Annotated in this window: 21 protein-coding genes, 1 pseudogene and 1 riboswitch; of the genes and pseudogenes, 6 read left to right on the top strand and 16 right to left on the bottom strand. The window is 40.8% G+C overall.

What is annotated here, in order from left to right:
- Positions 1-138 precede the first annotated feature (138 nt).
- Positions 139-1,674, bottom strand: coding sequence for a galactarate dehydratase (garD, locus tag J7E67_RS21855; RefSeq protein ID WP_214714246.1), 1,536 nt, complete (start codon positions 1,672-1,674; stop codon positions 139-141).
- A gap of 329 nt (positions 1,675-2,003) precedes the next feature.
- On the opposite strand from garD, the gene J7E67_RS21850 reads away from it, so the two are divergent.
- Positions 2,004-2,372: an SET domain-containing protein gene (locus J7E67_RS21850; RefSeq protein ID WP_214714248.1), complete on the top strand. Its 369-nt coding sequence runs from the start codon at positions 2,004-2,006 to the stop codon at positions 2,370-2,372.
- 95 nt (positions 2,373-2,467) lie between these two features.
- On the opposite strand, the gene J7E67_RS21845 is transcribed toward J7E67_RS21850, so the two are convergent.
- The 3 genes from J7E67_RS21845 to rlmD form a co-directional block, all read right to left on the bottom strand.
- Positions 2,468-4,717: an outer membrane protein assembly factor BamB family protein gene (locus J7E67_RS21845; RefSeq protein WP_214732826.1), complete on the bottom strand. Its 2,250-nt coding sequence runs from the start codon at positions 4,715-4,717 to the stop codon at positions 2,468-2,470.
- Positions 4,718-4,857: 140 nt separating this feature from the next.
- Positions 4,858-7,149, bottom strand: coding sequence for a 5-methyltetrahydropteroyltriglutamate--homocysteine S-methyltransferase (metE, locus tag J7E67_RS21840; RefSeq protein ID WP_214732825.1), 2,292 nt, complete (start codon positions 7,147-7,149; stop codon positions 4,858-4,860).
- A gap of 259 nt (positions 7,150-7,408) precedes the next feature.
- Positions 7,409-7,589, bottom strand: a riboswitch (cobalamin riboswitch).
- A gap of 394 nt (positions 7,590-7,983) precedes the next feature.
- Positions 7,984-9,360 (bottom strand): 23S rRNA (uracil(1939)-C(5))-methyltransferase RlmD, encoded by a 1,377-nt coding sequence (gene rlmD, locus J7E67_RS21835; protein WP_214714253.1) that lies wholly within the window; start codon positions 9,358-9,360, stop codon positions 7,984-7,986.
- Positions 9,361-9,550: 190 nt separating this feature from the next.
- Here rlmD and J7E67_RS21830 point away from each other — a divergent pair, with 190 nt between their 5' ends.
- Positions 9,551-9,871: a hypothetical protein gene (locus J7E67_RS21830; protein WP_214714255.1), complete on the top strand. Its 321-nt coding sequence runs from the start codon at positions 9,551-9,553 to the stop codon at positions 9,869-9,871.
- A gap of 217 nt (positions 9,872-10,088) precedes the next feature.
- Here J7E67_RS21830 and J7E67_RS21825 read toward each other — a convergent pair whose 3' ends face one another.
- From J7E67_RS21825 to J7E67_RS21785, 9 genes are all read right to left on the bottom strand, one after another.
- Entirely contained in the window at positions 10,089-11,552 is a 1,464-nt protein-coding gene (locus J7E67_RS21825; RefSeq protein ID WP_214714257.1) for a nicotinate phosphoribosyltransferase, read from the bottom strand.
- Between the two features lie 63 nt (positions 11,553-11,615).
- Positions 11,616-12,161, bottom strand: coding sequence for a cysteine hydrolase family protein (locus J7E67_RS21820; RefSeq protein ID WP_214714259.1), 546 nt, complete (start codon positions 12,159-12,161; stop codon positions 11,616-11,618).
- A gap of 108 nt (positions 12,162-12,269) precedes the next feature.
- Positions 12,270-13,211, bottom strand: coding sequence for a diacylglycerol kinase (locus tag J7E67_RS21815; RefSeq protein ID WP_214714262.1), 942 nt, complete (start codon positions 13,209-13,211; stop codon positions 12,270-12,272).
- A 218-nt stretch (positions 13,212-13,429) separates the two neighbouring features.
- Positions 13,430-14,350, bottom strand: coding sequence for a hypothetical protein (locus J7E67_RS21810; RefSeq protein WP_214714264.1), 921 nt, complete (start codon positions 14,348-14,350; stop codon positions 13,430-13,432).
- A gap of 84 nt (positions 14,351-14,434) precedes the next feature.
- Positions 14,435-15,514, bottom strand: a complete 1,080-nt coding sequence (locus J7E67_RS21805) for a hypothetical protein (RefSeq protein WP_214714265.1) — start codon at positions 15,512-15,514, stop codon at positions 14,435-14,437.
- Entirely contained in the window at positions 15,511-16,056 is a 546-nt protein-coding gene (locus J7E67_RS21800; RefSeq protein ID WP_214714267.1) for an anti-sigma factor family protein, read from the bottom strand. Before J7E67_RS21800 ends, J7E67_RS21805 begins: the two co-directional genes overlap by 4 nt.
- Complete coding sequence (locus tag J7E67_RS21795; RefSeq protein ID WP_308160530.1) at positions 16,053-16,571, bottom strand: sigma-70 family RNA polymerase sigma factor; 519 nt, start codon at positions 16,569-16,571, stop codon at positions 16,053-16,055. The genes J7E67_RS21800 and J7E67_RS21795 overlap by 4 nt, the downstream gene beginning before the upstream one ends.
- A 217-nt stretch (positions 16,572-16,788) precedes the next feature.
- Positions 16,789-17,436 carry a pentapeptide repeat-containing protein gene (locus J7E67_RS21790; RefSeq protein ID WP_098934689.1) on the bottom strand — a complete coding sequence of 216 codons (648 nt, stop codon included), beginning with the start codon at positions 17,434-17,436 and terminating at the stop codon, positions 16,789-16,791.
- A gap of 74 nt (positions 17,437-17,510) precedes the next feature.
- Positions 17,511-18,293 (bottom strand): class I SAM-dependent methyltransferase, encoded by a 783-nt coding sequence (locus J7E67_RS21785; protein WP_214714269.1) that lies wholly within the window; start codon positions 18,291-18,293, stop codon positions 17,511-17,513.
- 118 nt (positions 18,294-18,411) lie between these two features.
- Between J7E67_RS21785 and plsY the strand changes: the two genes are divergently transcribed.
- Positions 18,412-19,032 (top strand): glycerol-3-phosphate 1-O-acyltransferase PlsY, encoded by a 621-nt coding sequence (gene plsY, locus J7E67_RS21780; RefSeq protein WP_214714271.1) that lies wholly within the window; start codon positions 18,412-18,414, stop codon positions 19,030-19,032.
- Between the two features lie 43 nt (positions 19,033-19,075).
- Here the strand turns inward: plsY and J7E67_RS21775 are convergent, their stop codons facing one another.
- The gene (locus J7E67_RS21775) at positions 19,076-19,630 is read right to left on the bottom strand and encodes a thioredoxin family protein (RefSeq protein WP_214714273.1); all 555 of its coding nucleotides are present in this window, start codon (positions 19,628-19,630) and stop codon (positions 19,076-19,078) included.
- A gap of 226 nt (positions 19,631-19,856) precedes the next feature.
- Here J7E67_RS21775 and putP point away from each other — a divergent pair, with 226 nt between their 5' ends.
- Positions 19,857-21,335 (top strand): sodium/proline symporter PutP, encoded by a 1,479-nt coding sequence (putP, locus tag J7E67_RS21770; protein WP_214714275.1) that lies wholly within the window; start codon positions 19,857-19,859, stop codon positions 21,333-21,335.
- Between the two features lie 34 nt (positions 21,336-21,369).
- Here the strand turns inward: putP and J7E67_RS21765 are convergent, their stop codons facing one another.
- Together J7E67_RS21765 and J7E67_RS32350 are read right to left on the bottom strand one after the other, a co-directional pair.
- The gene (locus J7E67_RS21765) at positions 21,370-21,915 is read right to left on the bottom strand and encodes a DUF1697 domain-containing protein (RefSeq protein ID WP_214714277.1); all 546 of its coding nucleotides are present in this window, start codon (positions 21,913-21,915) and stop codon (positions 21,370-21,372) included.
- A gap of 78 nt (positions 21,916-21,993) precedes the next feature.
- Positions 21,994-22,068 (bottom strand): annotated as a pseudogene (locus J7E67_RS32350) (hypothetical protein); the annotation flags it as partial.
- Between the two features lie 77 nt (positions 22,069-22,145).
- Between J7E67_RS32350 and J7E67_RS21755 the strand changes: the two are divergent.
- Together J7E67_RS21755 and J7E67_RS21750 are read left to right on the top strand one after the other, a co-directional pair.
- Entirely contained in the window at positions 22,146-22,577 is a 432-nt protein-coding gene (locus tag J7E67_RS21755) for a VOC family protein (protein ID WP_214714279.1), read from the top strand.
- A gap of 74 nt (positions 22,578-22,651) precedes the next feature.
- On the top strand, positions 22,652-22,857 hold a 206-nt coding region (locus J7E67_RS21750; protein WP_214732824.1), incomplete at its 3' end, for a helix-turn-helix domain-containing protein.

Below are 22,857 nucleotides of genomic sequence, written 5' to 3'. Positions count from 1 at the left end.
CTTTACAACGGGTACAGTTTATGCTTCCTGTCAGCCTTTAATATTTTTAGCTTTGCCACAATCGTTCTATCCTTATATCATTGTTCTTCAATTTTAAAAGAAACAACCATAAAAAGTTAGAGTCCTCTTTCATAGGCATCAAGTAATCGGTGCAGGGTTAAATAAGCATAAATCATTATGCAACCCCCATTTTTCCGCATAGGTTTGCTTGCGACCGCTCGCCACATCTAAAATCAGGTGAAAAATTTCCCATCCTACATTTTCAATCGTTGCCTCACCTGTTGCAATTGTTCCCGCGTTAACATCAATCAGGTCCTTCCATTGCTCGGTTAAGGCATTGCGAGTTGAAACCTTAATCACAGGAGCCATGGCTAAACCATAAGGCGTTCCCCTTCCCGTTGTGAAAACTTGCAAATGCATTCCGGCGGCTAATTGCAGTGTCCCACAGACAAAATCACCTGCAGGGGTAGCAGCGAAAAGTAAGCCTTTTTTTGTTGCCCTCGCACCTGGCGGAACTACTTCAACAAGGGGACTGTTTCCCGATTTCGCTACCGAACCCAACGATTTTTCCACAACATTTGATAAGCCGCCTTTTTTATTCCCTGGCGTCGGATTGGCATCCCGGTCCACTTGGCCGCCATGCAAATAGTTGTCATACCATTTCATTTCCCTTTTTAAATCGTTGCCTACTTTCTCATCAGCAACTCTAGACATTAATAAATGGACAGAATCCCTTATCTCAGACACTTCGGAAAACATAACCGTTCCACCTGCCCGAACAATGAGGTCGGCAGCATAGCCAACAGCTGGATTGGCTGTTACGCCGGAGAAAGCATCACTACCGCCACATTGTACTCCAATAACAAGATCCGAAACAGGACATGTTTCCCGCTTCCGCTCATTTAACCTTTTTAGACGTGTCTCGGCCATTTCCAAGATCTTTTCGACCATATTTATAAAACCTGTCTGTTCTTGTAATAAGATAACATTGGAGGTATCTCCATCTGGTAATAATCGGTCAGGAACTAATTTTTCACACCCCAAGCCAACCACCATAACTTCCCCGCCAAAACTCGGATGGACGGCTAAATTTTGGAGGGTTCGAATCGGGATGATTGCATCGGGGGAATTAATCGCTACACCACAACCATAGCTATGATTGAGAGCGACGACATCGTCTACATTTGGGTATTTTGGTAAAAGTTCATTTTTAATCCGCTTAACCGCAAATTCCACTACACCTACGACACATTGTACACTTGTTGAAATTCCAAGGATGTTCTTGATACCTACCGTCCCGTTCGAATTCCGATAGCCCTCAAATGTATATCCCTCTAGCGGCGGCAAAGACTGTGGCGCTAGCTCAGGTGCTAATAGTTCGTCCAGCTCGGGTGCACTTGGCAAATCAACCATAGTTTCATTGACCCAGCTTCCCTTTTTCACAGGATTTTTAACATAACCGATGATGTGGCCATAACGAATAATCCCATCCCCACTCTTTAAATCCGTAAGTGTTACTTTATGACCTTGAGGTACACGCTCGTTCAGTTTCAGTCCATCTGGAAAAACAGTCCCCTCAGACAATCCTCCTGAATTGACAATGATCGCCACATTATCATTTGGATGTACTTTTATGTATAAGGGCTTTTCAATCTCAGTTTCGTTCAAAGACATGATTTAGGCTCCTTACTAATAGATTAATAGCTTATTTTTTGATTAAATTGTCCGATATCACTTATATTGTATACCTGTTAGTAAAATTAACCATTAGTCAATTAAATAATTATTATGATAATTTTTTTGGACAACTGCACAACTAACATCTTTTAGCCCCTTACAAAAATATGTTCACTGATGGCAAGTTAGTCTCTTCACATTAACTTGGTTTTTTTCCTCTATGAACTTGCACCTCCCTAATTGACCCAAACCAAACACCGCCCTTTTTCATACCTTAATAAAAAAACTGCAACTGAGATGTGTTTAAAATGGAGGTAAACAGAACTATGTTGGAGGTTAGGCAATCTCAATACGGGAGAGGGATTTTCGCGACTCGTGATATTATGAAGGATGAACTTCTAGAGGTGTCACCCGTCATTGTATTCCCTAAAGATGAGTATAAGTATTTGAAAAAAACCAAGTTAATAGACTATGTCTTCTGGTGGGGAACAAATTATGATGACTGTGCATTAGCATTAGGAGTCGGGTCACTATTCAATCATTCCAGTATACCTAATGCCATTTTTAAAAGAAAATTTAAAAAAGGGACAATCAAATTTTATGCCTATACCGACATTAAGGCAGGCGAGGAAATTAAGATAAATTACAATGGAGACCCTGATGACAAGACACCATTATGGTTTGAGGAAGATTAAGGAACATTGATAATAAATTGAGCCCAGTCATCAGACTGGGCAAATTTATTATATCTTTTAGGCAATTTGCTTTTTCATAATCAGTTTCACAAGTATTATTTCACTATAGTCAGTTTTTGGCCAATATAAATAGGTTGATTGGGATCGAGGTTGTTGGCTTTGACGATGGAGTCAATCGTTACACCATTCTTCTGGGCAATCTTCCAGAGAGAATCGCCAGCAATAACGGTGTATACATAAGTTGATACAGTTGGAAGGGTAATAGTAAATTTTGCTACATACCCAGAATCCAAAGTAACGCTGTCTTTCTTGTATTCTATTGAATACCAGTCTCCGATTGCGGAATAAATTTTTATATCTGTATTCATCGGGAGCACGATCTTTGTATCATACTGAGTTCCAGGATAGGTTCTAACATTGACGTTTGTCCTCGTCTTAGCACTTTCGATTGCTTGAATTTCCTGATTGGATGGAACTTTGATTAACGGCTTGGAGACATATCCTTTCAGAACTGCGCTGATAATCCTGTACTCAATCTGATACCAATCACCCGTTTCTCCTGTTATGACTACTTCTGAACCAGCTGGGATTGTTCTTAGTATCGTACTTTGTGTGGTTGCAGCCGAGCGCAAGTTGGCATTTTTTATAGTTAGTCCGAATCCTTCTGTTATCTGAATTATTTTGTCACGTACTGTATACTCATTCTTATTTCCAGCAAGATCTGTGAGTTTTACAATTGGATAGTAATTTCCACGGATGACATTAAAGCCACGGCTATTTTTTCCATCCCAATAAAAATTGGAAGTACCCTTCAAATGGCGTCCCCAACCGATGGTCTGAATTACCTGGCCGCTTTCATCAACAATGGTTACATCCATATCCGCCGTTTCACTTATTGTAACCGGAATCTTGATTTGATTCTTCCCATCCTGCATAGAAAGCTGGCTGACTGCTGGCAAATCGATCGTTGCCGTTGGCTTTTCTGTATCTAACTGGCTTGGTTTGGGCACGGCGTACGTATAGAGAAATTGATTCGTCTCGGTTACAAAAATTGTGTCTTTGATGACACCGATTGGGCGTAGACCAGATGCGCCTGTAGTAGGTGTAAGCTGAAGAGTTGAATAAATAAGCTGCCCAGTTGCTGAATTAAAGAATTTTATCTTGTTGTAATTTCCCAAAATAATTCTGTCTGAGGCTACGACCATACCGCTTGACCCTCTAATGGTCTGTAGTCCCCCGGCAACGAACTGCTCTGCGTACATGGTCTTCCATTTTTGTACTCCAGTATTTTTATCAATCGCCATGATATTGATCTCATCCAGGACAATTAAAGACTCATCCGTTACAGAAAGAGGCTGTGTAAACATACCCGTTGGACTATACTTCCATAATGTTTTTCCACTTGCTGCATCCAATGCCCAAATGTTTCTTGTTGTCGCCGGTTTTGTTTCGAAGTAAAGCTTCTCATCTTTATAGACAGGAGCTCCGTAAATAGGCAAGCTTGAATCAAGATCAAATGTCCAAAGAACAGTTCCTGTGGACGTATCGAATGCATACATTTTGGATGTCATTTGCACTGGATTCCGTATATTTGCATACAGTCTATTTCCGCCAGCAGCAAAAACTCCTTCGATTAGCTCTTGGAATTTAAGGGGATAACTCCATTTCTTTTGACCCGTTGTTATATCTACTGTACCAATCGCATCCAGACCCTCGGTGGTTCTGGTGTAATAAAATAATGTATTTTGGTCAAGTATTAGACGATTCGCAAAGCTATCAACGGTCCAAAGTGTCAGTGGAGAGGTTCCGTTATCCTGAATGGCATAAATATTAGTCATGGTTGAAGCGTATACCACTCCGTCTCTTGCTATCAAATCAAGAAATCCATTCTCGTCTTCTGTTGAAAAATTCCATCTCTCTTTATAGGTGTCCAAGTCGGTTGCAGAGAGTATTTTTTTCGAAATTCGTTCAGCAGAGTACAGCTGATTCTGATTTACACTAAACAGTTTAGATGCATTATTAAATGGATCTTTCTTTAATGATAATAACGTCAAATCTACTGGCATTGTAGCAGTTGAATAATTGGTATTTCCCTGGTCAGCTAAGTGCATTTCCCAGTTTTGATCATTAGCCCTTAAGCCACGATTCGTTACCAGCGCCGTTAATTCTGTTATCCTCTGCCTTAATTGTTGGTTTTCAACCTTTAATAGATGATAATCACTTGTGACTCTAAAAACCTTTTGTTTTTCATCCCAAGTAACCTTTGCTCCTACCCTGCTTAACTCTGATATCGGCACATACGTATTGTAAGGGTTATTTCTATAGTAATGATTGAAATACATCATATTTGAACATCACACCTCCATTTTCGTGCACTAATCATTTTATGCACATATACCTACGTGGTGATGTTCAGTTAATTAAACAAACCAAAGAGCCTTTCCAAAAATGGAAAAGGCCCTTAATTTAATTGTTAAGCTTAGATTTAAACAGTTTGTTGTTGCTGCTGGCGTAGTTTCCGAGCGGCTGACACCATATTTTTTAGCGATGCAATGGTTTCTTCTTCATGACGTGTTTTTAAACCACAATCTGGATTCACCCAGAACTGTTCTTTTGAAATAATTTCTAAACTATCGTTTAAAATCGCATTGATTTCTTCTAGACTTGGTACACGTGGACTATGAATATCATACACTCCTAAACCAATACCAAGTTCATATGGATTTTTTTTAAGAGATTGAATCAACTCCCCATGACTTCTAGACGTTTCGATTGAAATCACATCTGCGTCAAGGGCACGAATCGGCTCAATAAAGTCATTAAACTCGCAATAGCACATATGTGTATGGATTTGTGTTTCATTCTTCACACTAGAAGTTGCTAACTTAAAGGCATTTACCCCCCATGCTAAATAATCAGCCCATTTTTCTTTGCGTAATGGCAATCCTTCACGTAATGCCGGTTCATCCACTTGAATAATGGCAATGCCTGCATCTTCTAAAGCTTGAATCTCTTCTCTTAGTGCTAAGGCTAGTTGGTTGGCTACTTGTTCACGTGAAATATCATCGCGGACAAAAGACCAATTTAAGATTGTGATAGGACCTGTTAACATCCCTTTCACATACTTAGACGTTAATTGCTGTGCCGCTTCTACTTCCTTCACGGTCATTGGGGCTGTCCACTCGACGTCACCATAAATAATTGGTGGTTTGACACAACGTGAACCATAGGATACAACCCATGCTTTTTCTGTAAAGGCAAAACCTTCTAGCTTTTCTCCAAAGTACTCAACCATATCCGTCCGCTCAAATTCACCATGCACTAAAACATCCAGTCCTATTTCTTCTTGAATTTGAATCCAACGGGCTGTTTCACTTTTTAGAAACGCTGCATACTCAGCGTCTGTAATTTCCTTTTTACGCCATGCTGTACGTGTCCGTTTTACTTGATCTGACTGAGGGAAGCTGCCAATGGTTGTGGTTGGGTAATCCGGTAAATGTAATGCCTCTTTCTGCAAAGGCTGGCGTTCGTTAAACGTCAATGGACGGGTAAAATGCTCTGGCTTTACTTGTGATACCAGCTCTTTCACACGTGCATTTTTCCTCGCCTTATGCTGCTCTAATGCTTCAGTCGCTATCATACTTTGTGATACGCTCTTATTTCCAGTCCAGTTCTCGTCACGAAAATAGGATGTGATATGTGCTAACTCAACAATTTTCTCATCGGCAAATGACAAAGCATTTGTTAATGTCGCATCTAGACGCGTTTCAGCCTTCGTCGTCACAGGTACATGCTGTAAACTACATGAAGACTGAATCCAAGCTTCTTTTACCCCGCTTAATGATAAAATAGCTTTTGTATTCATTGCTTTTTCAGCCAAATTCGCCCGCCAAATATCACGTCCATTTACGATACCAATTCCTAATACTTTGTCTTGTGGGAACCCGTGTTTTCGAAGTGAAGCCATATTCTCTTCGGCACCATGTATGAAATCAAGACCAATCCCTGCAACAGGTAATTGAGACAGCTCTTCATACGCTGATAGTCCTTCAAAATAGGTTTGCAACATGATTTGTGCAGCCGGTACTTCTTCTGCTAACTGTTTGTAAATTTCTTGCACTAGTTTTACATCATCTGCTGTTAGGGAAAGGGTTAGTGCTGGTTCTTCCACTTGAATCCACTGTGCCCCAGCCTCTACAAGTTGCTGGAATACTTGAGCATATAACGGTAAGAGTTTTAAAATAAACAATGCTTTGGTTTTGGCATCGTATCCTTTCGTTAATTTAACAAAAGTAAAAGGACCGATTATTGTAGGCTTTGTAATAAGACCTAATTCCTCTTTGGCCTCTTCAAAATAATCTAAAATGTAGTTTTTGGTTAATTGTAATGACTTGCCTTCATACTCAGGTACAATGTAGTGATAGTTTGTGTTAAACCACTTTGTCATCTCACAAGCCACAACATGGCTTGCCCCACGGGCCATTTCATAATAAGTGGTTAGATCGACTTCACTACCTGTCCACTTATAACGATTTGGGATCAATCCGAACATTGCCGCATGGTCAAGCATACGGTCATAAATGGTAAAATCCCCAACTGTTAGTAACTCTAAGCCTAATGATTGCTGGCGCTTCAAATTATTCAAGCGATTCGTTTTCATCTCGAAAATAAATTGCTCCTCTGATATCGCACCCTTCCAAAAAGATTCTACACAACGTTTCCACTCCCGATTATCACCAATGTACGGGTAACCAATAGCAGTACTTACTAAATTCATTTTACATTCCTCCTGTTTTAAATTTACATATTCCCAAATAGAACAAAAGGCGCTGGAGCTGGATTCAGAGAACTAGTTCACGTTATCCAAAATAAATGATTTGATAATCTCCTATACAACAAAAAAGCCATCTCCACAAAATGGAAATGGCTTTACAATCAAGTTAAAGGTATGCTTATAAAAATATGCATAAACATCGCTGCTCATAACTCGTTTGTCGTACAAATGACTGTCACCACCTATTTCCACGTAGGTATCTGGTGTGTACTAGAATTTGGCAGGTCTCCTGGCTTATCATCATTGCTCCTCACACCTTCCCATCATTTGACAGTGGTATTTGTGATTCACTCCGATTTACAGTTGCGGGACAGCGACGGAATTACACCGTTCTTCCCTTTTAAGCCAAGCCTTAGCTTGGCACCAATTCTTACACGATATGTAATTTTCACTAACTATAGCATATTAATAATATGAAGTACATAATTTTCTGAAAAGTATTCAGCATGATTATATGGTCATATCAAGATGTTGCTGGGTTATACATCCTTTTATTTCTTTTGGTCACTTTGTTTGCTGGGTACTTACCACAAAAAAGCATCAGGGTTTCGAAAAAAGTCCCACCGAATCATGGCAATGATCTTTACGGTTATATTTCTAGTCCATATGCTTATTCCTGTTTGATATTTAAAATCCACATTAATGTATAAAAAATCTGTCAATCCCCGAAGTTTGTATAATTTTGTTAATTATATAAAAGGGCTAGATGCCATTGGCTGGTTTCTCCCAGACAGCATCTAACCCACTATTCATCTTAGTCCCTTTATCCAGTGTGATTTAAAGGTTTTTTAATACAATCTTCGCGACCGCTTCCACATGCGTGGTCATCGGAAACATATCGACCGGCTGCACTTCCACCGTTTTGTATCCTCCGTCCTCCAATATCCGTAAATCTCTTGCTAGGGTGGCTGGATTACACGATACATAAACGACCTTTTTCGGTTTCATCTCAATAATGGTCTGCAGCAAGGCCTCGTCACAGCCTTTGCGCGGCGGGTCAACAACCAAAACATCGGCGACATTACCTTCCTTATACCACTTTGGTATAACAACCTCCGCTTCCCCTGCAGCAAACTCTGTATTCGTCATCTCATTTAACGCTGCATTCCGCTTAGCATCCTCTATTGCCTCTGGAACAACTTCTACGCCGAATACTTTCCTTGCTTTTTGTGCTAAAAATAGAGAAATCGTTCCGATTCCACAGTAAGCATCAATGACGCTTTCTTCACCGCTAAGGTCCGCATATTCAAGCGCCTTATCATATAACACCTTTGTTTGAACAGGGTTTACTTGGTAAAAGGACAGTGCAGAAATGGCAAATTTCACATCCCCGATATAGTCATAGATGACTTCATTCCCCCACCAAACTGTCGTTTTTTCCCCCATGATGACGTTTGTGCGCTTCGAATTGACATTATGGACGATTGACTTTACCTTCGGGAGCCGCGCAACAATTTGCTCAACCAGCTGATTTTTCTGAGGAAGATCCGCCGTCCTCGTGATAATTACTACCATGAGCTCTCCCGTCTGCTGACCATAACGAGCCATAATGTGTCTGAGTACACCTTTATGAGATTCCTCGTGATACGCACGAATCCCTAGCTCGCTGCATATTTCCTTTACCGTCTGAACCGCTTCATTAATTTCAGGCAATTGAATGACACTCTCATTCGTATCAACAATTTCATGGCTCCTCGGTCTATAGAAGCCAGCAATCAATTTGCCGTCCTTCTCTCCAACAGGTACCTGGGCTTTGTTGCGGTAATGCAAGGGATGGTCCATCCCCAGAATCGGATGAACAACAACATCCTCCAGTTTACCGATCCGTGTGAGCACCTGACGGACCTGGTTTTCTTTATATTTCAGCTGACCTTCATAGCTGATGTGCTCGAGCTGGCAGCCGCCAAATTTATGGATATCACCGCTCTCAATATCGACTCGGAACGGGCTTTTTTCATAAAGCTCGACCAATCGCCCAAAGCCGTACCCTTTGCCTGTCTTAATCACCTTCACTTTTGCCTTTTCGCCCGGCAGTCCGTTCGAGACAAATAACGGGTACCCATCAACCTTGGCCACACCCGCTCCGTCATGGGTTAAATCTTCAAAAACTACATCTATGTAATCATTTTTATTAACCGGTACTATTCTGCTCATACGTTTCTTCCTTTGCTCGTTTTGACTGCTAAGATTGTAACACAAAGCATGACTGATTGCGAAACCTGTTAATGGACAAAAGCCTTTTTTTCAATAAGACTACGAAAATTGTCAGAATATTTTTGTTTTCAAATATAATAAAAGTGTATATGATTAAAACAATCTCATTTTTGGGAAGGAGAGGATATTGATGAAGATGCTAAAAAACCTTTCCATTCCGTTACTCCTTGCCTTCCTTACTTTCACCTTTATCCATTTTTCCTACTCACTTCCTCACTCCCACGCTAATATCAAAGCCATCATCAACGTAGATGATGGAGCGGTGAAAGACCAATGGAACGATGAAAAAAAGCTGCCCGTTGTTATACAAACTCACTTTATCCTTACGATCATCCTTTCAGCAGCACTAACTCCACTGATTTATTTGTTCATAAGTTTTCACAAAAGCTTTATTTTTCTCATTCCCATCTTTCATCAATCAAACTATGTGATCCATCCTCCCGAATCATAAGCTAACACCATAATAAGGGAGGAAATTAAAATGTGGATCCGCTTTGTAATCATTGGCTTCTTTTCACTATCAGCCGCAAGTATGCTTACCTACCAGGGTATCGAAATTTTCCATGCCTTTGTCGATTTCTTTAAACAAAAATAAACGAAGGGCAGACTCAAAAGGGAAATAAAACCTCTTAAGTCTGCCCTTTTTTTATTAAAAGAACGCCTGATCGTTACCTTTTCATTGCCTCTACCTTGTCTTTAACCTCTTCAATATTTCTCATCTTGTTATCCCAGCATTTTTGACTCAAGTCAACTGGATAACCTTCTGGATTCGTAATCCGCTGATACTCGCCCCAAAGTGCATCGAGGTTTTGCTTCAAATAATCACGGGATTCTTCCAAGCAAGGCATTTCATAAACAAGCTCGCCTTTAGAAAAGATTTCTTCATGTAATTCTTTTGCTGTAAAGTTGGTAACCACCTTATTCAAATACGTGTGGGTTGGATGGAACATCCGCAGCCGTTTTTCAGGCAGCTTTTCGTCTGCTAACGCAATATAATCACCTTCAGCATGATGGTTTGTATTATTGATGATGCGATAAATTCTCTTCAATCCTGGGGTTGTAACTTTTTCCGGATTGGATGAGATCTTGATCGTATCTTCCATTTTTCCGGTTTCATCCTCAATAGACACAATTTTATAAACAGCACCCAGTGCAGCTTGGTCGTAAGCTGTAATCAGCTTTGTGCCAACTCCCCAGCTATCAATTTTGGCACCCTGAGATTTCAAGCTCATAATCGTATATTCATCTAAATCACTTGAGGCAACAATCTTAGCATCAGTGAATCCAGCCTCATCGAGCATTTTGCGTGCTTCCTTTGATAGGTAAGCAAGGTCGCCGCTATCAAGACGAATTCCGATAAAATTAATTTTATCGCCTAATTCTTTTGCCACTTTAATCGCATTTGGAACACCGAGGCGGAGTGTATCATATGTATCAACCAAAAAGACACAATCCTTGTGTGTTTCGGCATATTTAATGAAAGCCGTATACTCGTCTTTATAAGCTTGGACCATCGAATGGGCATGTGTTCCAGATACAGGAATGCCAAACAGCTTACCAGCTCTTACATTGCTTGTTGATTCAAAACCGGCAAGATAGGCTGCTCTTGTTCCCCAAATTGCAGCATCCATTTCCTGGGCCCGTCTACTCCCAAATTCCATCGCCACTTCATCGCCCACGACTTGCTTGATGCGAGATGCCTTCGTAGCAATTAATGTTTGATAGTTCACAATGTTAAGCAGCGCTGTTTCAATTAATTGGGCTTCACAAAGTGGAGCCTCCACACGTAAGATCGGTTCATTGCCAAAAACAAGCTCGCCTTCTTTCATCGCACAGATTGTTCCGGTGAAACGGATTTCTCTAAGATATTGGATAAAATCTTCCTTGTAACCTACTTCATTTTGCAAATACTCGAGGTCTTCTCCACTAAAGCGGAAGCCTTGAATAAACTGGATTACTTTCTCCAATCCAGCGAATACTGCATAGCCGTTCCCGAACGGAAGCTTGCGGAAAAATAGTTCGAAGACCGCACGTTTATTATGTATCCCATCTCTCCAATACGTTTCTACCATATTGATCTGATATAGATCGGTATGCAGAGTTAAACTATCATCGTGATAAAAGTGTTTCATAATCAGACCTCCGAAATACTATTTCAGCTTTTCCTCATTATAACCAATATTACCCTCGAAAGTCTATTTAACTATCGCTCCTAGGGATTGTTCAAAATGTCCGAGGGCCCATTCATGACCCGCCTGATTAAAAGAAGCCACGGCATCCTTATATACCACAATCTTAAATCCTTTATTGTAAGCATCTACTGCTGTATGAAGAACACATATATCGGTGCAGACGCCGACCAAATGAACTTCTGTAATTCCGCGCTCTCGTAATTTGGTTTCAAGGTCTGTTCCCGCGAAAGCAGAGTATCTTGTTTTATCCATAAAGGTAACATTCTCACGTTGTTCATTCATTTCAAACACTTCCTTCAGCGCACCAAACAAGTCTCTTCCTGACGTCCCGCGAAGGTTATGCGGCGGAAACAATTTCGTTTCTGGATGGTATTCGTCACCCTGATCATGGACATCAATGGCAAATACAACGTAATCATCCTTCGTAATAAACTCATTTGTCAGTTCAACCATCCTTCCTTCGATTTTTTGTCCTGGCTCACCGCATGTTAACGCCCCATCAACCGCCACAAAATCATAGGTATAATCGATATTTATTAACGCCTTCATTTCACAACGCCCCTTCTCATTTCATTACAGACATTATTCTAGAACTATTACACAATTCCCTTTATCACCTGTAAAAAAAGCCCGCTCCGATTGGAACGAACTTTTCACTTAGCTATATCTTTTCCCCGATTCCCAATCAGTCGGGCGATCATTCGGGCGAATATCGTCAAGAGGAACAAACACCTCTAAATGACGGTACAAGTTTTCAAACTCGGCTGGAAGCAAGCCGCCAAACTCCCCATCCAAATTCAACTGGACTTTATCTACTGCCTGGACTTTAATCCGGTTGGCCTGAGTGTAGATGACATTTGGATCATTTACATGCTCACCGCGAAGAGCCAACGTAGCAATCCGGATAAATTCAGCAAGATTCGTCTTTTTCAATATTAATAATGAAAAGAGTCCATCGTTAATAGAAGAATCCGGTGCCAGCTTTTCAAAGCCACCAATCGAGTTTGTCAGCCCGACAAGAAAGAGCATCGCTTCACCCTCAAACAGTTTCCCATCATACTCAATCGAAACTTCGGAAGGTTTAATAGAAGGCAGCATTTCCATCCCTTTTAAGTAGTAGGCTAGTTGGCCGAGCATCGTTTTCAATTTGCTTGGTACTTCATATGTAAGCTCGGTTATTCTTCCGCCGCCCGCAATATTAATAAAATATCGATCATTGATACGTCCAATATCGACGGGAATCAATTCACCCTTAGTGATAATGTCTACAGCTGGTCCAATATCTCTGGGGATGTGGAGGGCTCGGGCAAAGTCATTCGTGGTTCCTGCTGGAATGATCCCTAATTTAGGACGGTAATCTTGTTCCGCAAGTCCGTTGACCACTTCATGAATCGTACCATCTCCACCCGCTGCAATGACGATATCATACTGACGCTCTACAGCTAAGCGTGCTGCTTCGGTCGCATCGCCTGCACCAGTGGTTGCGTGGCATGAAGCTTCATACCCAGCAATCTCAAGCTTTTGAAGAATTTCTGGAAGATTCCGCTTTAGAATTTCACGTCCTGAGGTAGGATTGTAAATCAGTCTTGCTCTTTTCATCGTTTTCATCATCCTATTTTTGAAATCAACAATCGGCATTCGTTATCTGCTTAATTCAATATTCTACCAATTATTATCCTAGCTTACAAACTTATAACCAAGCCTATAAACTATTTTTTCTTCAAACATCCAACTCCTATCATAACGTTTTTTTATTTTTTTGCAAAAAACTAGACAAGTGGATTTAGCCATGTATGCCTAATCACTTCTCTATATATTTATTTATTCGTAGTAAGACTAACATCATAGGCATTGGCAATATTGATATGGTATTTTCCTTCACCAAATTGATAAACTGCATTTTTCCTGCCATTGTCGATGCCATTTAAATCCTTTTCCGTTGACACCTTCCAGTCGCCATCTTTCCCTCTTACCTCTTGGGCACCTACTGCTGCAACCTTCAAATTGCTAGCCGCGGCCACATCGACAACGACCGATCCGACACTTTCAATACTCCAGTCGTTCACAAGCGAGCGTGGCTTTAAGGTTAACGCATTATCACTGCCAATCACCTCAAGCTTCACATGATTCGGAACCAAAAGTGTCGCCGCTACTTCCCCAGCTGCATTAAACGGACTCATTTCGTTTGGCAGTGACTTCATGTTTAAATAGAGCGTATCACCCTTTTGGTTTGCTATAATCACATCATCCGCACTTTGGAGTAACTTCTCCTTTTTGGCTGTTTGCACCCGGTATGTACCGAACAATGATACCTCCTTTTCCTCCGTTGACTCCACCGTCATCTGATGGCCCACCGTCCTGACCACCACCCGTTTGATGCTGTCATCCATTTGGTAGGAAAAAGCAGGCAGTTCAAACGAGCGCTCTTCCCTCGCCATCACTTCTTCCACCTTCCCCATAATCCCCGTTGTGCTTAAAATCGCAAACGCAATTCCCGCAGTTCCAATTAATCCTACAAAGAAAATACTAAGAAAATCATATTTCAAGACCGGCTTTTCCTGCCGTGACAAAAACAAATAAAGGAGAATTTCAATTCCGAGAACAACCAATAAAAGCGGCCACCAAGCCGTCATAACTTGTACAAGGTCTAACCCCAAAAACTTTGAAAAAAAGAGGAAGAGGCCAAGGAAAACGAGTGAGGCCCCCATCGAAAACGTCCCAACACGCCAAGTTCTCATGCTTCTTCTCCTCCCTTTCTTTTTCTAAAAAGGAACCCAATCCCGAATCCGATTATAGCTGCCCCTGCAATTGTTTTTCCCCACTTACTCATGCTTCTCAGCCCCCTGCTTTTGTTTGCTTCCAGATAGAAGTTTAATTCCCCCGCCAATCAACAGCAGACAAACAAGCCCCGTTTGAAAATAACCTTGAACCCAATACATCACATCGATATCAATTAACCTGCTTAACATCGGTGAAAAAGCTGGAAGCAGGACGTTCATCACTAGATAGTAGAGTCCCATCAGAACAAGTCCAATGCCGACCCATTTCTGATGATTAAGGAAATAAGCAATAATCGGAACATCCTCCACCGTTTCTTCCCCGTACTTTGAAACCTTTTGCATGGCATCGAAAAAGCTGTAAAACCAAATGATTGGGATTAAGAACAAGAAGATTCCAAGCCGTAAGATATCTAAAATATAGATAGAAAAAAGAAACGCTGCCATTAACTGGATGCCCCGGCGCTGTAAGCCTAAATAGAGGTGGCCTGCCCCTGGGAAGATTGAAAGAAAGGTAGCAATCGACTTACTCTTTTTCCCGTCCTCGCGGCGCATTTCAAAGTCTTCAAAAATCGTTCTGTCGACAAGCTCCTCACCGCGCTGCTTTTTATTTACCTGTTGAACCGCATCAAAGAATCCGTAGACCCAGATAATCGGCAGGGCTGCCATAAAGACCATAAATTCGCCGCGATTGGAAAGTGCAGTTACAAATGTAACCATGACCCCCAGCCCCAAAAACGTTGCCAAAAGTGTTAATCCCCTGTTCATCAGTCCAATCTGGAAATGCCCTAGACCAGGAATAAATGACAAAACGATGGTATAGAAGCGTTCTGAATCTTGGGAAGCCTGTGGCTGCGGTTCATCTGGGTTCGCTGTCTTCTGCGCCTTTTTATGTTTAGAAACCTGCACACCCATGTCGATAAAACTAATTAGGTAAATGAATAGTCCTAACATAAAGGTAACAATGCCAACTTCCTCATTATTCGTTACTAACCCAATAACAGTGACGAACGCCAACCCCATTACGGTCAGTAGATATAGTACTCCGCGAAACATGTTGCCGAAATATATATGACCAAGGCCTGGAAATAAGGATAAGGTCAATGCTTTTGTCGGATTTTTCATTTCTTAACTGCCTCCTTTTTTTCTAGTGAATCCATCCATGCAAAAGTTTTATTAATAACACCCTCTGTGACCGAATGCTTCTTTTTCTGAACTTGCGGTTGCGGGCTTTCTAACGCATTCGCATACGTAGCGAGCGACTGAAAAGCACCCGTGAAGGTCAACAGAATCGTCGCCGCTGCAGCCAGAAGATAATGGAATGCCGCTTGCTGATAAAAAGGTTTTCTCTTCATTTTGATTTTGGCGTCAGTTTTGGTGTCATTTTTGGTGTCAGGCACCGAAGGAACCATTAACATAGTGTTTAGGTTTCTAACGGTGTCAGGCACCACGATTTTTTGTTTCGAAACCTCTGCCATGACCAAATCGGTAAACTCGCTCATGTCGGATAGAATTGGAAGCGATGATTCATTTGCTTCCATCGCCATTAAGTAATGGTTGAGACATTGGTCGCACGAGTATAAATGGTCTTCTAATTCCTGCCTTGAATTCTCATTGATTTCGTCATTAACGTATTGCAACCACTCATCATAAGTGTAATGCTTCATGAAAAATCGTCCTCCTTCCAATTCTTTTTCATCCAATGGCGAGCCCGGTACAGCTTTGTTTCAATCGTTTTTACCTGCACATTTTGTTCTTCTGCCATTTGTTGATAGCTTTTTTCCGCTATGTAAAATCCGTAGATCACATCACGGTAATTTTCGGGCAGATCATCAAGCTTCTTCCTGACGAGCCTTCTCCGGTCGGTATCCATTATCTCTTTTTCAATACTATCTTTCGGTGTCCCTACTAACTGCAGCTCGAGGTCTTCCGCCACTTCCTCTCTTCTTCTCACTTGTTTTCTTTTGAAATCTATCGCATGATTAACAGCTATTCGCGTCATCCACGTTTTGAAACCTTGATTTTGGTATTGGGGGAGAGAAGTATAGATTTTCATAAATACTTCCTGTGCTGCGTCTTCTGCTTCCTTTTGGTCGCGAAGAACAGCAAAGATGGTCCGGAACACATCATTGCGGTACTTCTCTAACAAAAGGCGAAAGGCGTGATCATTGCCTTCTAACACATTTTCTATTAAGGCTGCATCGCTAATTGTTCTCTCCCCCTTTCTTTGTTGTTACTCACTTTAATAGACGACAGGTTATTGAAAAAACCCTACACTAATTTAAAAAATATTTTTTCGAATCTTTTTTATCATACCATGCTAATTTTCATGGCAGAAAAATTCCACAAGAAAAAACCGTGCGACGGCGGCCACACGGTTTTAGCTTATATTTCGTAGATTATTCTTTAATTTCCAATCCTAATAGCCTCGCAAATCCTAGCGCCTGGTCTGCAGAAACCGTGCACCCTGCAACACTATCAAGTGAGAGATTTAAGCGGTTAAATTTACAGGTGCTGAGGTCCACTCCTTTAAGAGTGGTTCCCGTAAAATTCGCATCATCAAGATCACAATTTTTAAATTCAATTTTTTTAAACTTGGCATCATAGTAATCAGCATTGCGAAGGGAACAATTTTCAAATCTCATTTCCTTCAAATCAGCATATCCAAACGAACCCATATTCAGATTACAGCTTTCAAACAAGACATTACGAAGTGTAGCATCTGCAAGGTTTAACCCTAATAGTTTAGAATCGCGAAACTCGACACGGTGGATAATTCCATCGGTAAAATCCACATTGGATAGATCGCATCGATCAAAAATGACATCGGTTAATTGAATAAACCGAAATGATCCATCGAGAAAGGTTACATTTTTAAATACAACCTCCTCAAAAATTAGCTTTTCAATTTCCTCTTGTGATATCGAGCAGTCGCTGATAATGGCCATGTTAATGTAAGAATCTTCTCTATCGTTAAAGTCTAATGGTGTTAAACTTGATGGAATTTTTGGCTGTTGAATTTTAAGCTTCTGACTCAAATTGATCATCCTTTTCATAAGGCGATGTTGTTTCATCATGTGATAAGTTTATCTTTTAAGTTATTATAACGTAAATAGTAGGTCTACTCTCCAATTCTTAAAATACAAACATTACATTCATGTGGAATGACAAAGGATTCTTGATCTGGTATTGAACTGGCTAACTCCTCCAATGCCGCTTTTCGAACAGTTACATCTATTCCTGCAAGCCATGAAATCGACTCCATTCGCTCGATCCATTCCCGCTTTGTAAAGTTGACCGTGTAATTTAACTTATAAAAATCTCTTAGTTCGAAACCATTTGTCTGCCATTCAGCAAACCACTCGACGGGAAATCCGTTCATCCGCATCTGGGACTCTGCTTTCGAACCTGCTGGCAATAAGCCGCCTTCAACGTATTTAGCTAGCACTGCAAAGGTTTTTTCAACGGCAGGCGTGCCTGATAGAAAACCAGAATCAATAACAATTAACGTCCCTTTTGCTTTTAATATCCTTTTCATTTCTTGGATTGCATTAGGACGATCAAACCAATGCCATGCCCTTATTACTGTGACAATATCAAACTGTGAATCTTTTAGACCTGTATCTTCTGCACTGCCCAGTTGATACGGAATGGTAAAATTCTTCGTAAGATTGAAAGCCTTTGCCTGTTCTAGCATTTCCTTTGATGGCTCAATGCCAATAACATCCGCTTTTCGTAAGGCCACTTTTCTTGTTAACACACCAGTTCCCGAGCCGATATCAGCGACTTTTTTTCCTTCAAAAAAAATATTGCGGAGATGGAGGCTATCCATTAAGGTTACGGGAATATCTTCTCTTGCGCTTGCATAGCTATTAGCAACTTGACCAAAATCAATTTGTCTCATGTTGAGCGCTCCCTTTTCTTACTAATAGTGAGAATTCAACAAAATAATACCACTGAAGTGTGATAGAATCTATAAATAACACGAATTTATTAAAATAATAGATGGGGGAAGGATGCTTATGTTCTGGCTGTTGCTTCTAGCTTCCTACTTAATTGGAAGCGTTCCCACCGCCTTAATTGTAGGCAGGTTGGTCTTTGGTGTAGACATCCGGGATCATGGCAGCAAAAATCCTGGTGCAACCAACACATTGAGGGTTCTTGGTAAAAAGTCAGCTATTTTCGTCCTGCTTATTGATCTTGCGAAGGGCGCTTTGGCAGCCTACATGCCAAGTTACATCAATCTTGAGGCGGAACCTCTTTACTTTGGATTCGCTGCTGTTGTTGGGCATTGCTTTCCAATTTTTGCAGGCTTTAGAGGGGGAAAGGCGATTGCTACAACTGCCGGAGCACTGTTGATTGCCAATTTTCCTTTATTAGTGATTGCCTATATTACCTTCTTTTTGGTTATTTTTTTAACAAAGTATGTATTCTTCGGCTCCATCACCGTTGGTCTAAGTATGCTCGTATATGCTTTGGTTTCTCCTGATTTTGAGTTAGAACTTATCTCTTTTTTATTCACTTTATTCTTAATATATCTTCACCGCTCGAACATCCGTAATTTCATTCTTGGAATTGAGCCAAAAATCAGTGATAAAAGTTTGCAGAACGACCGCATCCCTCCAAAGAACAGCAGTATTTAATATGGACGAGAAAAGGATCCCCTTGCCTAGGGGATCCTCTTTGTTATTTTAACAGTGTCGATAGGATACTATTGGCAACGGTTTGCCAAATGGCCGTATCTGTTTGATAGGTTTCTTTAAAGCTCTTAAACATTGCCATTTGTTTCTCTTGGAAATCCTCAGCGTCTTTATCTGGCAAGGCAGCACGCTTTTCCATTACAAATGCCTGTATTTCAGTTGCTCTTGGTCCCCATACGCCAACTTCATTGCCTTCTTCATTGATAAAAATAAAAATTGGAATGGCTCTCGACGTGCCATTGGTTAAATATTGGTCCATTAACTCCAGATTTGAATCGCGGAGCACGAAACGGACTTCCATCCCGGCTGCCTCAGCTATTCGCAGCAAAATAGGGTTATTCAGCATCGCATCCCCACACCAATCCTCTGAGAGGACAATCGCTCGTAATTTTTGCGGTCTTAATGCCTCGAGTTTATTTCTGTCTTCATCCGTTAAGGTAAGTTGCTTATAGATTGTAAGCATTTCATCTTTATTGGTGGTCATCGCATTGATGTACCCATCGACAGTTAATCCTTTTTGAAACCATTGGTTTAAATCCATTTACACAGCACCCTTTCCATTTGCTTCTATAATAATCGTTTCAATTACACGTTACAATCGAACTGCTTAAGCAGGTTCGCCAATGTTATACTACAAGTACTTTTCCCTATTTTTTAAAAACATATTTTTACACTAGTAATAGAGTTTTAAAGTTGATAGAATATTTTTTATATAGGAAATATTATCAAAAGTATTTTCTACGATAACAAAACAGGGGAGGAAATATATGTCAAACGAATCACTACAACTACTCTCGATTGGAATCTATATTGCCGCTATGCTCTTTATCGGTTGGTATTCTTATCGAAAGACTAGCAATCTTACGGATTACATGCTTGGGGGAAGATCTTTAGGACCAGCTGTAACCGCTTTAAGTGCAGGGGCTGCTGATATGAGCGGCTGGCTCTTAATGGGCTTACCTGGGGGAATTTATGTAACAGGTTTGGCAGATGCGTGGATCGCGGTCGGTTTAACGATTGGAGCCTATCTTAACTGGCTGCTAGTTGCACCTCGCTTGCGTTCTTATACTCAAGTTGCCAATGATTCCATCACGATTCCTAGCTACCTTGAAAACCGTTTTAAAGACAACACCAAACTACTCCGTATTGTTTCAGGTATTGTTATTCTTATATTCTTTACTTTCTATGTTTCTTCCGGAATGGTTTCTGGGGCTGTCTTTTTTGAGAGCTCGTTTGGCACGAGTTACCATACTGGGCTTTTGATTGTTGGCGGCGTTGTGGTTGCCTACACCTTATTTGGTGGGTTTTTGGCTGTAAGTTATACAGACTTTATTCAAGGATTAATGATGCTGATTGCCCTAGCACTTATTCCGGCCATTGGCATCTTTCACACGGGTGGCCCCGCTGAAACGTTTGAAACGATTCGAGCGATTGATCCTACTAAAATGGACTTATTAAAAGGGACAACCTTTTTAGGTATTGTTTCAGCAATGGCATGGGGCTTAGGTTACTTTGGACAGCCGCATATTATTGTAAGATTTATGGCGATCAAAACGATCAAAGAAACAAAAAGCGCTCGCCGAATTGGTATGGGCTGGATGATTATCTCACTTATCGGTACAATTTTCACAGGATTTATTGGGATTGCATTTTTCCATAATAATCCTGAGCATGTATTAAAGAATCCAGAAGCGGTATTTATTGAATTAAGCCAGATTTTATTCCACCCTCTTTTCGCAGGATTTGCTTTAGCTGCCATTCTTGCGGCGATTATGAGCACGATTTCTTCTCAATTAATCGTGACTTCAAGTGCGCTTGTAGAAGATTTATACAAAATGGTAATGAACAAAAATGCTAAGGATAAACACCTCGTCTTCCTAGGAAGAATGGCGGTTCTTCTTGTTGCTGTTATTGCTGCTGCTCTTGCTTTCAAGCAAAATAGCACAATATTAGACCTTGTTGCCTATGCATGGGCAGGCTTCGGAGCTTCTTTCGGACCAGTTATCCTGCTAAGTTTATTCTGGAAAAAGATTACGAATTGGGGAGCCCTTTTCGGGATGATCGTCGGCGCTGTTACCGTTATCGTTTGGAAAAATGTTGGACTTGGTGACACGCTTTATGAAATAGTTCCAGGCTTTGTCTTCAATCTAATTGTAGCAGTGGTTGTCAGCTTGATCACTTATAAGAAAAATGATGCGATTGAAAAGGAATTTAATGAAAGCGTTCGTTTATTAAAAAACGAATAACATGATTAACGCTCGGATCCAATCGATCCGAGCGTTATTTATTTATCAAATCTTCTACCATGGTCGATAGTTTGATGACTGTCTTCCAGTTACGTACCGTCGCCGGAACACCTAGTTTCGGCAGCTGTGCTGCTAGTTTTGAATCTAGGATGCTCTGCCGTAAAAAAAGGTAGACTTCTTTCCCTTTTATAAAACATTCGTCCGGCTCGCTTTCGTAGTTGCGTAAAAGGTCCGTTTTCACTTGGGAGGGTTCCTCCACCAAAAAGGCTAGTTGGATACTCTCGCCTTCCTTAAGCGAATCGATAGAATAGGGGCAATCACGGATAATCTGTTCGTATTCCTCAGCTGTTCTTACAATAACAGGGACTGGAAAACCAAATGTCTTATTTATTTCATCCTCTAATCGTTGGCTAAGTTGCTCTGCCTCGTCCTTTGCTTCGAATAAAACATTTCCACTTTGAATATATGTTTTCACCTTGGTTAGGCCCATTGTTTCTAATAGACTTTTTAAATCTGCCATTTTGATCCGGTTATGCTTGCCAACATTAATTCCTCGTAACAGCGCAATATAAATTGTCATCCGTGTACCTCGCTTTATTTTTAACATCACTTTGTTTAAATCTTACCATTTATTTGTTGATTTAAACTACGAATAATCCTAAAATCTACTATCCGCCAGTTGGTGACGGTTATCCGCAAGTTGGCTCACTTTATCCGCAAGTTGGCTCACTTTATCCGCAAGTTAAGGAGGAGAATACAAATTTTTTGGAGAAGAGTACCACATAATAATTTATATGGAGGGATTTATTTATGGTTCCACAAAGAGTTAGTTTGCTTACGATTGGGGCATACGATTTACCGGTCCTTAGGAAATTTTATCAAGCTCTGGGATGGGAGGAGACTGAATTAAGCTCAGATCAATACGCTGTCTTTAAAACGGCTGGAGTCCTGCTTTCGTTATTTCCGATTGCTGAGTTAGCAAAGGATGCTGGCATTGAATTTACACAATCTCCCGGGGGCTTTCATGCTGTGACCTTGGCTATTAATGTAGATCAACCAGAACAAGTGGACTCAACGATTGAAGACATTCGCAGCGCAGGGGCAAAAATACTGAGAGAACCTAGTGATGCCTTCTGGGGCGGACGGACAGCCTATTTTGCCGATCCCGAAAATAACCTTTGGGAAGTCGCTTGGAATCCTTCAGCCATTTTTGATGAGCGCGGTGCGATGATTTCGTTTTAAAAACAAAGGGGGTTTCTAAGAATGTACTGCACCCCAAAAGTTAGAGTAAAATCTAACTTTTGGGGTGTATTTTTATGGCTAAATACAGCGAACAATTTAAATTAATGATAGTAAGAGAGTATCAAGAGGGAAAATTGGGATATGTCTTGTTGGCTAGGAAGCATGGTATACAAAGTGGAACAACAATTGAGAAATGGGTAAAAGTATTTGAGAAATTTGGTGTGGATGGGTTGATGAAACACCCAAATGAGGTTTATTCTGTTCAATTTAAGATGGATGT

The organism is Bacillus sp. ISL-46 (assembly GCF_018613205.1).
This window is presented reverse-complemented; position numbering and strand designations above follow the sequence as displayed.

Excerpts from the sequence above, each read along its gene's own strand:
- metE (WP_214732825.1), bottom strand. The coding sequence starts at position 7,149 with ATGAATTTAGTAAGTACTGCTATTGGTTACCCGTACATTGGTGATAAT.
- J7E67_RS21830 (WP_214714255.1), top strand. The coding sequence starts at position 9,551 with ATGAAGATGCTAAAAAACCTTTCCATTCCGTTACTCCTTGCCTTCCTT.
- J7E67_RS21850 (WP_214714248.1), top strand. The coding sequence starts at position 2,004 with ATGTTGGAGGTTAGGCAATCTCAATACGGGAGAGGGATTTTCGCGACT.
- J7E67_RS21825 (WP_214714257.1), bottom strand. The coding sequence starts at position 11,552 with ATGAAACACTTTTATCACGATGATAGTTTAACTCTGCATACCGATCTA.
- J7E67_RS21755 (WP_214714279.1), top strand. The coding sequence starts at position 22,146 with ATGGTTCCACAAAGAGTTAGTTTGCTTACGATTGGGGCATACGATTTA.
- J7E67_RS21785 (WP_214714269.1), bottom strand. The coding sequence starts at position 18,293 with ATGAGACAAATTGATTTTGGTCAAGTTGCTAATAGCTATGCAAGCGCA.
- J7E67_RS21790 (WP_098934689.1), bottom strand. The coding sequence starts at position 17,436 with ATGATCAATTTGAGTCAGAAGCTTAAAATTCAACAGCCAAAAATTCCA.
- rlmD (WP_214714253.1), bottom strand. The coding sequence starts at position 9,360 with ATGAGCAGAATAGTACCGGTTAATAAAAATGATTACATAGATGTAGTT.
- J7E67_RS21810 (WP_214714264.1), bottom strand. The coding sequence starts at position 14,350 with ATGAGAACTTGGCGTGTTGGGACGTTTTCGATGGGGGCCTCACTCGTT.
- plsY (WP_214714271.1), top strand. The coding sequence starts at position 18,412 with ATGTTCTGGCTGTTGCTTCTAGCTTCCTACTTAATTGGAAGCGTTCCC.
- J7E67_RS21845 (WP_214732826.1), bottom strand. The coding sequence starts at position 4,717 with ATGATGTATTTCAATCATTACTATAGAAATAACCCTTACAATACGTAT.
- J7E67_RS21805 (WP_214714265.1), bottom strand. The coding sequence starts at position 15,514 with ATGAAAAATCCGACAAAAGCATTGACCTTATCCTTATTTCCAGGCCTT.
- J7E67_RS21820 (WP_214714259.1), bottom strand. The coding sequence starts at position 12,161 with ATGAAGGCGTTAATAAATATCGATTATACCTATGATTTTGTGGCGGTT.
- J7E67_RS21775 (WP_214714273.1), bottom strand. The coding sequence starts at position 19,630 with ATGGATTTAAACCAATGGTTTCAAAAAGGATTAACTGTCGATGGGTAC.
- putP (WP_214714275.1), top strand. The coding sequence starts at position 19,857 with ATGTCAAACGAATCACTACAACTACTCTCGATTGGAATCTATATTGCC.
- garD (WP_214714246.1), bottom strand. The coding sequence starts at position 1,674 with ATGTCTTTGAACGAAACTGAGATTGAAAAGCCCTTATACATAAAAGTA.
- J7E67_RS21815 (WP_214714262.1), bottom strand. The coding sequence starts at position 13,211 with ATGAAAAGAGCAAGACTGATTTACAATCCTACCTCAGGACGTGAAATT.
- J7E67_RS21800 (WP_214714267.1), bottom strand. The coding sequence starts at position 16,056 with ATGAAGCATTACACTTATGATGAGTGGTTGCAATACGTTAATGACGAA.
- J7E67_RS21765 (WP_214714277.1), bottom strand. The coding sequence starts at position 21,915 with ATGACAATTTATATTGCGCTGTTACGAGGAATTAATGTTGGCAAGCAT.